The following is a 12,225-nucleotide window of genomic DNA, read 5'->3' as shown; positions in this document are numbered from 1 at the left end:
TCGGCCACCATCGTCTGGAAGTTCAGCAGCGCCTCCAGGCGGCCCTGGCTGATCTCGGGCTGATACGGCGTGTACGCGGTGTACCAGGCCGGGTTCTCCATGATGTTGCGCACCAATACCGGTGGGGTGAGCGTGTCGTAGTATCCCTGCCCGATCATCGACACGGCCACGGTGTTCGCCTCGGCCAGCGCCCGCAGCTCGGCCAGGGCCTCGGCCTCGCCGGCGGGTGGCGGCAACGCATCGAGCCCCGGTGCGACACCGCTGTCGGTGAGAGCGTCGAGGATGCGGCTCGGCACGGCCCTGGCGGCCAGGTCGTCGAGCGAGTCGACGCCGATGACCGCGAGCATGGCGGTGACAGCCTCGCTGTCGGGGCCGATGTGGCGCGTTGCAAAGGTTGACTGGGCGGGCACTGGCGAACTCCTGACTGGACAGCCTGCACAAGCAGCAGAGGCAGAGGAATGTGGCCCTCTCCCTCTGTCTTTGCCCGTTCGCCGGGCGCCTGAGAGATTCGGCGCCGCTACTTCTCAGAGCAGGCCTTTCCCCATCGGCGGGTGCGGATCAATCGGAGGTCGCACCGCTTTCCAGAGGCGTCGGAAACTCGCGCGGTCCGGGTGCCTGAGAGGTTGGTGGAGAGGTCTTGCTCCTTCGGCGCCCGTGACTGGCGGTCACGGAGCTCTCCCGCCCGAGTGCGACGCATCGCCCAGCTTACTCGGCCGATGGACCCGGCCGCGAGCACGCAGCACCTCACCGACGACACCCGACGGCACGAGTGCACCTGCGCACCTGCGCGGCAGAAAGAGCGCGCGCAGTTAACCGATCTTGCGGTCGCGGTGCTTGCGCCGGGACGCCAACTCGTCTTCTGGGGCCGCAATGGATTCGCCGCCGTCGGCGCGCTCGCCGGGGAAGTCGGCGATCACGCCGGTCAGCTCGCGCATCGCACCGGAGACCGCGATGCCGAACACCCCCTGGCCGCCCTGCAGCAGGTCGACCACTTCTTCGGCCGAGGTGCATTCGTAGACGGTGGTGCCGTCGGAGAACAGGGTGATGTTGGCCAGGTCTTCGACGCCGCGCTGGCGCAGGTGGTCGACCGCGACCCGGATGTTGTGCAACGAGATGCCGGTGTCGAGCAACCGCTTGACGATTTTGAGAACCAGGATGTCCTTGAACGAGTACAGGCGCTGACTGCCCGACCCGGCCGCGCCACGGATCGACGGTACGACGAGCGACGTACGCGCCCAATAGTCCAGCTGGCGATACGTGATGCCGGCGACCTGGCAAGCGCTCGGCCCGCGATAGCCGACGAGGGCGTCCGGCACGGAATCGTCGGGAAACAGTCCGGGCTGGACGGGCTCGTGAGGCCCGGACGGGCTCTGGTCCTCCTTGCGCGCGGCGTCCGCGTGGTCGGCTAGGTCCAGCTGTTCTTGACGTGGCTGCTCGCTCACGGTGGTTCCTCTCGCCGATCGCGTTCTCGTACTAGCTTCGTCACTGGCTGCACCGGCAGCCACGCTCGCTCAGGCCCGAGTGCTAGAGAGCTTACGCTGTTCGGTAGCCGCCGTGCCCTGTCTGGTCCTCAAAGTATGGCCGCCGCACCGTTGAGTGGCTGTGCAATCCGCCAGGCGTGTCGACATCGGGGCGAGTTGAGACACATCCGTGACGTGGTGAGCAAGGGTGGCGGTCAACCGCGCGAGCATCCCCCGGACGGATTGCGAACTGCGGCGACGGCGGGACTCGATGCTCGGGCTAGGTGGCCTTGAAGTCGTCGGGAGACACGCTGTCGAGAAATTCCTTGAACTTCTCCACCTCGTCCTCGCGCACAGGGGTGTCGGCGTCCTCGTCGCTCTCGTCGGGGATGAGCAACCCCGCCTGGGCGAGCACGGCTTCCTCGACGTAGATCGGAACACCGACCCGCAGCGCGATGGCCACCGAGTCCGAAGGGCGTGCCGACACGGTGACGTTGCGGTCGAACACCAGGTCGGCGTAGAAAGTGCCTTCCTGCAGATCGACTATCCGTACTTCTTTCAGTGAATGTCCAAGCGCCGTAATCACATCCCTGATGAGGTCATGCGTCAACGGGCGGGGCGGCTCCACGCCTTGCTGCTCGAGCGCAATGGCCGCGGCCTCGGATTGGCCGATCCAGATGGGCAGATACCGGTCGCCGTTGGCTTCGCGGAGCAACAGCACCGGCTGGTTTTGCGGTTGCTCCACCCGAATGCCGACAACACGAACTTCGCCCATTTGTGCCTGACCTCCGCAGCTGCCGCCATCCACAACCCATACTCGGCGCGACGTCGCGGTCGAACACCAAGTTTCGCCTGAAGTCTAGTCCTCAGCCGCGCAAAACGTCGCGTACGGCGGACTTGATCAGGGACGTGTGCAACGTGATCGCGAGCGCCGCGACCTCACGCGCGAGATCGTCGGCGCGGTCGCGGGCGCCGGCCTTGCCGCCCTTGACGACCGGACCGGCGATCTGGGCGATCAAATCGGACTGCCGGTCAGCCGCGGAGCGAAAAGCCCGCAAATGCCGAGGCTCGACGCCGTATTCGGAAAGCGCCTTAGCGCACTGCAGGATCACGATCGCGTGTTCGTCGAAGAAACCGCCCGGGCCGGTCGTGACCACGCCGGCTTTCAGCAGCGCCGTCACAAGGTTCTCGTCGACTCCCGAGCGCTCGAGGAGTTCTTCGCGACTCAGCCGGACGCGGGTCGGAGCCACTGCCGCCGTGTCGGATCCGGCGGCTTCCCCACTGTCGGCCACCGACACCAGCCGCGGAACGCCGTAAGGGGATGCGGCAGCGGGCAGCTCGCCGTCGGGCTGGGCATCCAGTTGCGCCCTGATCACCTTCAGCGGGAGGTAGTGGTCGCGCTGGGCGGTCAGGATGAACCGCAAGCGCGCGCAGTCGTACGCGGTGAACCTGCGATACCCCGACGCGGCGCGCTGCGGCGTCACCAGTCCCTCGGACTCCAAGAACCTGATCTTGGAGATCGTGACATCGGGGAAGTCCGGCCTCAGCAGGTCCAGTACCGCCCCGATCGACATCCCGGCCAGGGCCGGGCTATCGGGTGCGCTCACTGACCCCCGGAACCTCCGTCGCCGTCACCGTGTTTGGGCCCCGTCATAAACACCAGGCGGAATTTGCCGATCTGCACCTCGTCACCGTTTGCCAGGACCGCCGAATCCACCGGCTCGCGGTTGACATACGTCCCGTTGAGGCTGCCGACGTCGACAACGTGGAATTCGTTGTTATCCAGCCGGAATTCGGCGTGACGGCGGCTGACGGTGACGTCGTCGAGGAAGATGTCGCTGTCGGGGTGCCGACCGGCCGACGTGACGGGCTGGTCGAGCAGGAAGCGGGATCCGGCGTTCGGTCCCCGTTTGACGACCAGCAACGCCGAGCCCGCCGGGAGGCCCTCCACCCCGGACACCGCACTCTCGCCCCCCGTATGTGCGGGGGCGTCCAGCTCGTTGAGGAAGTCGGCCCTGAAGACGGAAGTCGTCTCCACGGTGACTTCGTCAGAAGTCTGGTCTTTCCCCATATCGGAGTCCATGTCCGTCACGCGCTGCTCCTCACTGGTCGCTGTGGCGTTGTCCGACCGTGCCGCTCGGACCGGTCGACCACGTGTCCCTCTTCGCCCGTCGTGTTTGTCACTGCCTGCTCGTCCTGATGTGTCGACCGTACCGTGCACCGATCGACAATGTCCCCACCGCCGTGGGATCGGAATCCCGACGGTTCCCCGCACCGGGGAACTGTGCGAACCCATGCGAAGACGTATCCCCGCGAGCGGGGCGTGACACTCCGATGATCGAGCCGCCGCGCCGCGCGCTGTCGCCGCGCACGACTGGCAGGCACATTAGCAACCGTCATTCGGTCAGCATGCCGCGGTAGGCCTGCGCGTCGAGCAACCCCGCAATGGCCGACTCCAACTCGGAGACATCCGAGACCTGAACTTCCAGCAGCCAACCGGCGCCGTAGGGATCGGAGTTGACCAGTTGCGGGCCGCCGTCCAGGTCGCTGTTGACCGCGGACACGGTGCCCGCGACCGGGGCGTACAGGTCCGAAACCGATTTCGTCGACTCCACCTCGCCGAAGGGTTCGCCTGCGGTGAGTTCGGTGCCCACTTCCGGCAACTGGACGAAAACGACATCACCCAACGCCGACTGCGCGAAATCGGTGATCCCGATCCGCGCGGTGTCGTCCCCGCTGCGGCGAACCCACTCGTGTTCGGCGGTGTAATGCAGATCGGGCGGGATATCGCTCACGGTAATCCTGTTCTGGTCGGGTTCACTTGACCGGCTGAGCGTATTCGTGCGGTTTTGGTTGCCGCAAGGTGGTCACATCGACTCTGTCGGACTGCTGTACCGACATTCGCGCACCGACCCGTTTGATGCTGTCCTCTGCGCCGCCCGGAATGTTCATCGCCGCGGCCAGTGTCGGCGGATCACCAATCGCGAGAACCGAATACGGCGGCGACAGCGTCTTGTTGTCAACGATCAGCGAGCCGGGAACACCGGCTACCCAGGTGTCGACACCCACCCGCACGGACTGGCCCGCATCGTCGACCTCGATCGCCTCGGCGCCGGCGGCACGCAACTCGTTGATGACGTCGAGCATCGCCTCCGGCGACACCCCGGGCCCGGGATCCTCGATCGTGACGATGACGCCCGGCCCCGTGGCCCCCACGACGCCGACCAGGATGGACAGCGCCGCCAGCCTGGCCTGCGCGCTCTGAATCGCGGCCTGATCGGTGTTTCCGGAGGCCTGCAAGGAATTCAAGGTGTTCTGCAGCTCGCTCACTTCGGTGTTGAGCGTGGCTTCGCGCTGCCTCAGCGAGTCCAGCAGGACGAGCAGGTCCGCGGGGCGCGCCGTGTCGAGAGCGTCGCCGGTCTGGGTTTGGCGGACCTGTGTGGCGATGGCGATGCCCAGGAGCAGGCACAACACGATGGCCAGCGTCCCGAAGGCCAGACCGGTGCGACCGCCCCGCCGGAGTCCGGACCACCCGCTGTGGCGCACGGCCCCGATCTCGGGCCGCGGACGGTGGGCCGGCAGTTCGTGGCGACCGCCGCGCCGCCCGTCCGGGGCGCTCTGAGGCTTGTCGGTGTCGCGCCCGGGCGGGCCGTTGTCCATGCTGGTCTCGTTTCCGTCAGGCACCGAACAACCGGCGGCGCAGCGCGGCGGCGTTGCCGAAGATTCGGATGCCCAGCACGACGATGATCGCCGTGGACAACTGGGTGCCGACGCCCAGTTGGTCGCCGACATAGACGATCAGGGCGGCCACGAACACGTTGAAGACGAACGAAACCACGAACACCTTCGAGTCGAAGATCCGCTCAAGGTACGCACGCATCCCCCCGAACACCGAATCCAGGGCAGCGACCACGGCGATCGGCAGATAGGGCTGGATCACCTCGGGCACCGCGGGGTGGAAGACCAGGCCCAGCAGGATGCCGACCGCAAGCGCCGCGATACCGATCATGCGCGCCTCCCCGCCCGTACCCGTTCTCGGCGGTCGCGTGCCACGCGGACTCTGCTCACTGGGCCCCCATCTGTCTGGCGAATTTGACATCCCGGATCGATCCGGCAGGCAGCGAGAGGCCGTCGGTGACCTTGACGGTGATGTCCACACCGTAGGACACCTCGAGCAACCTGAGCCGCTGCAAGCCGGGACTGCGGTCGAACGCGTCGCGCATCGCGTGCGGCGCTCCGATCGCCAGGATCGTGTAGGGGCTGCTGGTGGGACTGTTGTCGACCAGAATCGCGCCGCCCGCCTGCCGGATGGTCGCGTTCGGCCCGATCCGCACGCCGCCGACCGAGATGGCCTCGGCGCCGCTCGCCCACAACGAGTTCACGACCAGCTGCAGGTCGCGGTCCAGGATGACCTGGGTGCTGCCGTTGACCCGTTGTTTGGACACGTCGGAAAGGTTCGGGCTGACACCCGGGTCGGTCACGGTCACGTTCAGGCCCGGCCCGATGATCGGTGTGCTGGCCGCCGCCAAGCTGAGCGCGTCAAGCCGGGTCAACAGCCGCTGCCCCGCGGCGTCGTCGGCCAGCGCACGGCGCTGCACGTCGTCGACCCGCGCCGACAGGACACCGCGTCGCCGGGCCAGGTCGCCGTCGGTGGTTTCCGCCGAACGCACACTCCGGACCAGCAACTGCTGCTCGGTGCGGACGCCGGGTGCAACCGAGCGGGCCTCGGTGACCGCGAACGCGAACACCGCTGCGATCAACAGCGCGGCCAGGGCCTGCCAGATCCAGCCGACGGCACTCGCGCGCGGGGCATACGGCGCGCTCGACCGGCTTCGTCTGGCCGCTGCCGCGGCGTAACCGGGGTCCAAGTGCTCGGAGAGCAAGGCGCGCAGCAGAGAAGGCACCGGGATGTGTGGCGGTCGCGCGGCCGCATGGGCGCTGTGGCCGGCGTCGGGGTCATAGCCCCCGAGGATGCGGTCAGCCTCGGCCATGCTCACCCGAGTCCTGTGCAGCCGCTCGACGCGCGCGCCGCTCGAGCTTGGGCATCCGGCGCGCCACCAGGGTCATCTGCACCGCGTAGAGCACGAACGCCCACAGGTACATGTACATACCCCAGAGCAGAAACGCCCACCCGCAGGCCCACACCACCCGGCTCCATAACGCGTCCCAGGTTCCCAGCAGAACGAGCGGAAAGCCAGCCATCAGGGCGAAGGTCGCGGCTTTGCCCACGTAGGTCACCGGCAGTGCGGACAGACCACGGCTGCGCAGCAACGGCAGCGTCGCGGCCAGCAGCCCGTCGCGCGCCAGCAGGACGACCACGAACCACCAGGGCACGATGCCGCTCAGCGCCAACACGATCGGCACGCTGACCATGTAAAGGCGGTCGACGGCAGGGTCGAGCAGGACGCCCAGGCGCGAGAACTGGTCGAGCAGCCGCGCGACCTTGCCGTCGGCCCAGTCCGAGGCGCCGCTGAACAGCAGGATCGCCACCGCCCAGCCATGGGCGTGCGCGACCAGCAGGGCGTAGCCGAATACCGGGATGAGCGCCAGGCGAAGGACGCTCAGCGCGTTCGGCACCGTCAGCACCCGGTCGGGCGGAGGCAGCGGCTCCATGAGCGGTGACCTTAACGCGGCGACGAAGCGGTCCGCAGCGCGGACCGGGCCGCGAACGTGACTTCACGGCGATTTTTCGCGGGCGGAATTTCTCGCCCTGACGTCACGTGCACCGACCAGCGCCCTCCTAGCGGAACACCCCGGGCAGGCTCAGAGTCGACAAGGTGTCGTCGGACAGCGGGTTGTCGTTGACCATGTAGGTCCACGTCGACGTCGGCCGCGCGAGCTTGGACAGGTCCAATCCCGGCTCCTCCTCCAGGACGTCGGCGGTCTCGAACGTCTGCTGGGCCGCCTCGATGGCGTCCGCGGCCAGTGATGCGAACGCATCAACCGCCAGCCGGTGGAACTCGTCCAGCGGGTTCTGGCGGCCCAGCGCACGCAGATGGATGCTCTCGCGGATGTCGGCCAGATACGCCAGGTGATCGGCCCAGCCCCGGTCCAGGTGGTAGAGCATGATCTGCCGGCAGATCGTCTCGAGCCGTTCCTCGGAGATGTTCTCCGACAGTTCCTGGTAGCGCGCGGGCGCCAAATCGGCCAGTTCCTCACGCGCGGTCGTGGTGCGCAGCAACGTGTTTCGCCGATCGACGATGATGGCACGCTGCTGGGCGATCAGCTGGTTGTAGCGCCACGTGTTGGCGTGCACGTCCAGCATCCGGCCCTCGGCGACGCGTTGGGCGTGGTCCAGCAGGCCCGCCGCCTTCGGGCTGAGGACCCGGCCGTCTTCGTCGGTCTGGGTGGGCAGCTTGTTGCTGTCCAGGTTGGCCGCCACCACGTCGTCCTCCCAACTGGAGAAGAACACCGTCGAACCCGGGTCGCCCTGGCGTCCGGCCCGCCCGCGCAGCTGATTGTCCAGCCGCTGGGTGTGGTGGCGGCCGGTACCCACCACGTGCAGCCCGCCCAGTTCGGCGACGTGCTTTTTCTGGGCGGAGTGGTCGCTTGCGTCGGAGCCGCCGAGCCGGATGTCGGTTCCCCGTCCCGCCATCTGGGTTGACACCGTCACCGCACCGTATTTGCCCGCCTCGGCGATCACCTGCGCTTCCTCGGCGTCGTTCTTCGCGTTGAGCACCACCGCCGGGATGTCACGGCGCACGAGTCGCTCGTGCAACTCCTCGGATTCGGCCACGTCGCGGGTGCCGACCAGCACCGGCTGGCCGGTCGCGTGCACCCCGCTGATGTGCGCGACGATCGCATCGTTCTTTGCGGCGGCGGTGACGTAGACGCGGTCGGACTCGTCCTCGCGAACGTTCGGCTTGTTCGGCGGTATCGGCGACACACCCAGCCTGTAGAACTGGCGCAGCTGCTCGCCGGCGGCCAGCGCGGTCCCCGTCATTCCGCACACGGTCGCGTAACGGTTGACCAGCGCCTGCACCGTGATGGTGTCGAGCACCTCGCCGGTCTCGGTGGTCTCGATGCCCTCCTTGGCCTCCACGGCGGCCTGCAGACCGTCGGGCCAGCGCTGCAGTTGCGCGATGCGGCCGCGGGAGGAGTTGATCAGGTGCACCGCGTCGTCGCGGACGATGTAGTGGATGTCGCGCTGCAACAGCACGTGGGCGTGCAGGGCGACGTTGACCTCGGTCAACGTGGTGCCCACGTGTTCCTCGGAGTAAAGGTCGATGCCGCCGAGCGCCTTTTCGACCTTGTGCGCACCCGCTTCGGTGAGATGGACGTTGCGGCTGTCGGCATCGGTGTCGTAATCGGTGCCCGCGACGAGCTCACCGACGAGCGTCACGATCTCCAGGCGCGGCGTCTCCCGGTGCGTGGTGCCGGCCAGCACGAGTGGCACCAGCGCCTCGTCGACCAGCACCGAGTCGGCCTCGTCGATCAGGGCGACATCCGGGTTGGGCGAGACCAGGTCGGCGACGTCGGTCACCAACTGGTCGCGCAGCACGTCGAAGCCGATCTCGTTGACCGAGGCGTAGGTGACGTCACAGTCGTAGGCGGCCCGGCGATCCTCCCGCGTGGACTCCGCGGTGATCCAGCCGACGGACAGGCCCATGGCCTCCAGCACGGCTCCCATCCACTCCGCGTCGCGGCGGGCGAGGTAGTCGTTGATGGTCACCACATGGACGTGCCGGCCGGCGAGGGCGTACCCGGCGGCCGCGATCGCGCCGGCGAGGGTCTTGCCTTCACCGGTGGCCATCTCGATCACGTCTCCGGCAAGCATCCGCAGTGCGCCCAGCAACTGCACGTCGAAGGGACGCAGCCCGGTCGCGCGCTCGGCCGTCTCCCGGGCGATCGCAAGATACTGCGCGATATCGTCCGATTCCGCGAGGTCGTCGAGCTTGAGCAGTCCGGCGGCCTTGCGCAACTGCTCGTCGGTGAGACCGGCGGCCTCCTCGCCGTACTCCGACGAGGAGGTGACCGCGCCGAGGGAACGGCTCCGGTCCTTTTCTGTGCTGGCACCGAGTAGTCGCCAGAATCGGCTTGTCACGCGGCCCGGATGGGCCCGGCTGGTCTTGGGCACATCACAACGGTACGCGGGCCCGGCCGTTGGTCTGCGCGCCGACGTGCTCCGGTGCACGACGTACGGCATCCCGCTGCTCGGAGTGGGTCAGGCCAGGTTGGAGCGACGCGGATAGGCGACGGCGGGGTCGGTGAGCACGTTGACGACGGCGGGCAGCCCGCTGGCAAAGGCGCGTTCCAACGCGGGCCGCAGTTCGGCGGGCGCGGACACCAGCTCGCCGTGGCCGCCCAGGGCTCGCGCCACCTCGTCGTAACGCGTGCCCGGGCGCAGCTCGGCCACCACCGAGTAGCCGTAGAGGGCCTCCATCGGGTGCTTCTCCAGCGCCCAGATTCCGTTGTTGCCGATCACCGACACGACCGGAACGTTGTGCCGGACCAGGGTGTCCCATTCCATCCCGCTGAAGCCGAACGCGCCGTCGCCCTGCAGCAGGACGACCTGACGGTCCGGCCGGGCCAGCTTGGCGGCCAGAGCGTAGCCGGGGCCCGAACCCAGGCACCCGAACGGGCCGCTGTCCAGCCAGCAGCCGGGCTCATAGCTGTCGATCACCCGGCCGGCGTAGGAGCCGAAATCGCCGGCGTCGATGACGACGATGGCATCGCGATCCAGCATCGGGGCCAACTCGGCATACACCCGCATCGGGTGCAGCGGAATCCTGTCGTCGCCCAGGTCGGCTTTCTCCGCATCGCGCGCGGCATTCTCGGTCGCACGCAGCTGTTCGATCCAGTCCCGGTGGTCGGTGCCGCCGGCCCCCGTCCCGTCGGCCAGGGCCGAGAGGATCACGGTGAGGTCGCCGTAGAGCGCGGCGGCGACGGGGCGAGGATGGTCGCGCCCGGGTTCGGCGCGGTCCGCCACGACGAGCTGGGTCTGCGGACCGAACACCGCGCCGAAGCCCAGCCGGAAATCCATCGGTACCCCGACAACCAGAGCCACGTCGGCTTCGCCCAGCGCTTTCGCCCGCGCGCGCGACAATGCCATGGGATGGTCGGCCGGTACCACGCCGCGGGCCATTCCGTTCATCAGCACGGGGATCCGCCGTTCCTCTGCCAGCCGGAGCAGCGCCGATTCCGCATGCCCCCACCAGACGTTGGTGCCCGCCATGATCACCGGCCGGCGCGCCGCGGACAGCAGGCTCGCGGCACGGTTCAGCGCGTCGGCGTCCGTCTCGCCCGACGCAGTCCCCGATGTCGTGGCGAAGAGGGCTCCGGGCCTGCCGTCGTCGTCGGACATCGAAAACACGTGGTCCATCGGGAAATCAACGAAAGCCACACCCGACGGCGCGGCCACCGCGGCGCGCAACGCCTCGTCGACGAGCCGGCCTGCGGCGTCGGCGGACTGCGCGGTGGCGGCGAAACGTGCCAGCGGCGCCACGAACGGCACGTGGTCGATCTCCTGCAGCGAACCCATCCCCCAGCGCGCCGCCGGGGCCCGGCCGCCGAGAACGACAAGGGGCGACTGATTCTGCTGCGCGGCCGCCATCGCGCTCATCCCGTTGGTGATGCCCGGCCCGGCGGTCAGCGCCGCCACGCCAGGAAGCCTCGTGACCTTGGACCAGCCCTCGGCGGCGAAGGTCGCCGTCTGCTCGTGGCGGGTGTCGATCAGGCGGATACCCTCGTCGTGGCAGCCGTCGTAGATCGAGAACAGGTGGCCGCCGGATAGCGTGAAGATGGTGTCGACACCGCTGGCCTTGAGTCGCCGCGCGACGAGGCGGCCAGCATGAATGGTCTGGGTGGAGACGGCGTAGGTGCTCATCACCGCAGCCTATCCGCCGCGTTCCCGATGCATTCCCGATACAAAGGAGACTCCGAGCGTGGGCGCGAAACCGTTTAAGCCGTCGATCGATTGGTCGACGGCACCCGTGGAGTCGCTGCGCTGGGTCGCCGTGGCCTGGGTGATCAGCGCCGTCTGCGTCTTGGTCGCGCTGGTCGCCTTCAGGTACTTCACCCCGTGGGGACGGCAATTCTGGCGGATCACCCGCGGGTATTTCGTCGGAGCTCGCAGCGTTCCCGTCTGGGCCATGCTCGGTGTGCTGTTGCTGTCGGTGATTCTGTCCGTGCGGATCATGGTGCTGCTCAGTTACCAGGGCAACGACCTCTACACGTCCGTGCAGATCGCGGTACAAGGCCTGGCGGCCGGCAACGAAAAGGTCAGACAGTCCGGGGTTCACGGTTTTTGGATGTCCCTGGTGATCTTCAGCCTGCTGGCGTCCCTGTACGTCATCCGCATCATGACCGACGTCTACCTGACGCAGCGATTCATCATCGCCTGGCGGGTGTGGCTGACCGGCCACCTCACCGATGACTGGCTCGCCGGGCGGGCCTACTACCGGGACCTGTTCATCGACAACACCATCGACAACCCCGACCAGCGCATCCAGCAGGACATCGACATCTTCACCGCCAACGCCGGCGGCACGCCGAACATCCCGTCCAACGGGACCGGGAGCACCTTGCTGTTCGGGGCCGTCAACGCGTTGGCGTCGGTGCTCTCGTTCGCCGCGATCCTGTGGAACCTGTCCGGAAACCTCGACGTCCTCGGCGTGACCGTCCCGCGCGCGATGTTCTGGGTCGTCTTGGTCTACGTGCTGATCGCGACCGTCGTCGCGATCTGGCTGGGCCACCCCCTGATCTGGCTCAGCTTCAACAACGAGAAGCTCAACGCCGCTTTCCGTTACGGCCTGGTGCGGTTGCG

Annotated in this window: 12 protein-coding genes, 1 pseudogene and 1 riboswitch; of the genes and pseudogenes, 1 reads left to right on the top strand and 12 read right to left on the bottom strand. The window is 67.9% G+C overall.

Annotated features, from left to right (window positions below):
- From AC2VOK_RS17925 to AC2VOK_RS17870, 12 genes and pseudogenes are all read right to left on the bottom strand, one after another.
- Nucleotides 1-410 (bottom strand): annotated as a pseudogene (locus tag AC2VOK_RS17925) (glycine dehydrogenase (aminomethyl-transferring)); the annotation flags it as partial.
- Between the two features lie 183 nt (nucleotides 411-593).
- Nucleotides 594-691, bottom strand: a riboswitch (glycine riboswitch).
- 118 nt (nucleotides 692-809) lie between these two features.
- Nucleotides 810-1,442 carry a MerR family transcriptional regulator gene (locus AC2VOK_RS17920; protein WP_428901667.1) on the bottom strand — a complete coding sequence of 211 codons (633 nt, stop codon included), beginning with the start codon at nucleotides 1,440-1,442 and terminating at the stop codon, nucleotides 810-812.
- Nucleotides 1,443-1,740: 298 nt separating this feature from the next.
- Nucleotides 1,741-2,235: a bifunctional nuclease family protein gene (locus tag AC2VOK_RS17915; RefSeq protein ID WP_428901666.1), complete on the bottom strand. Its 495-nt coding sequence runs from the start codon at nucleotides 2,233-2,235 to the stop codon at nucleotides 1,741-1,743.
- A 91-nt stretch (nucleotides 2,236-2,326) separates the two neighbouring features.
- Nucleotides 2,327-3,067 carry a transcriptional regulator FtsR gene (gene ftsR / locus AC2VOK_RS17910; RefSeq protein WP_421529065.1) on the bottom strand — a complete coding sequence of 247 codons (741 nt, stop codon included), beginning with the start codon at nucleotides 3,065-3,067 and terminating at the stop codon, nucleotides 2,327-2,329.
- Nucleotides 3,064-3,552, bottom strand: coding sequence for a glycogen accumulation regulator GarA (gene garA, locus AC2VOK_RS17905; RefSeq protein ID WP_428901665.1), 489 nt, complete (start codon nucleotides 3,550-3,552; stop codon nucleotides 3,064-3,066). Before garA ends, ftsR begins: the two co-directional genes overlap by 4 nt.
- 304 nt (nucleotides 3,553-3,856) lie before the next feature.
- Complete coding sequence (gcvH, locus tag AC2VOK_RS17900; protein WP_428901664.1) at nucleotides 3,857-4,255, bottom strand: glycine cleavage system protein GcvH; 399 nt, start codon at nucleotides 4,253-4,255, stop codon at nucleotides 3,857-3,859.
- 22 nt (nucleotides 4,256-4,277) lie between these two features.
- On the bottom strand, nucleotides 4,278-5,120 hold the full coding sequence (locus AC2VOK_RS17895) for a DUF881 domain-containing protein (RefSeq protein WP_428901668.1): 843 nt from the start codon (nucleotides 5,118-5,120) through the stop codon (nucleotides 4,278-4,280).
- Between the two features lie 16 nt (nucleotides 5,121-5,136).
- On the bottom strand, nucleotides 5,137-5,469 hold the full coding sequence (locus AC2VOK_RS17890) for a small basic family protein (protein ID WP_421529061.1): 333 nt from the start codon (nucleotides 5,467-5,469) through the stop codon (nucleotides 5,137-5,139).
- Nucleotides 5,470-5,524: 55 nt separating this feature from the next.
- A complete protein-coding gene (locus AC2VOK_RS17885) occupies nucleotides 5,525-6,451 on the bottom strand; it encodes a DUF881 domain-containing protein (RefSeq protein WP_428901663.1) in 927 nt (308 codons plus the stop codon).
- Nucleotides 6,438-7,073 carry a CDP-alcohol phosphatidyltransferase family protein gene (locus AC2VOK_RS17880; RefSeq protein WP_428901662.1) on the bottom strand — a complete coding sequence of 212 codons (636 nt, stop codon included), beginning with the start codon at nucleotides 7,071-7,073 and terminating at the stop codon, nucleotides 6,438-6,440. The genes AC2VOK_RS17885 and AC2VOK_RS17880 overlap by 14 nt, the downstream gene beginning before the upstream one ends.
- A 127-nt stretch (nucleotides 7,074-7,200) precedes the next feature.
- A complete protein-coding gene (gene secA2, locus AC2VOK_RS17875) occupies nucleotides 7,201-9,537 on the bottom strand; it encodes an accessory Sec system translocase SecA2 (protein ID WP_428901661.1) in 2,337 nt (778 codons plus the stop codon).
- A gap of 87 nt (nucleotides 9,538-9,624) precedes the next feature.
- On the bottom strand, nucleotides 9,625-11,286 hold the full coding sequence (locus tag AC2VOK_RS17870) for an acetolactate synthase (RefSeq protein WP_428901660.1): 1,662 nt from the start codon (nucleotides 11,284-11,286) through the stop codon (nucleotides 9,625-9,627).
- A gap of 58 nt (nucleotides 11,287-11,344) precedes the next feature.
- Between AC2VOK_RS17870 and AC2VOK_RS17865 the strand changes: the two genes are divergently transcribed.
- On the top strand, nucleotides 11,345-12,225 hold an 881-nt coding region (locus AC2VOK_RS17865), incomplete at its 3' end, for an SbmA/BacA-like family transporter (RefSeq protein WP_428901659.1).

It is taken from the genome of Mycobacterium sp. TH-M116 (assembly GCF_057473685.1).
Note: the sequence above shows the minus strand (reverse complement) of the source record. Positions and strands in the feature narration are given on the sequence as shown.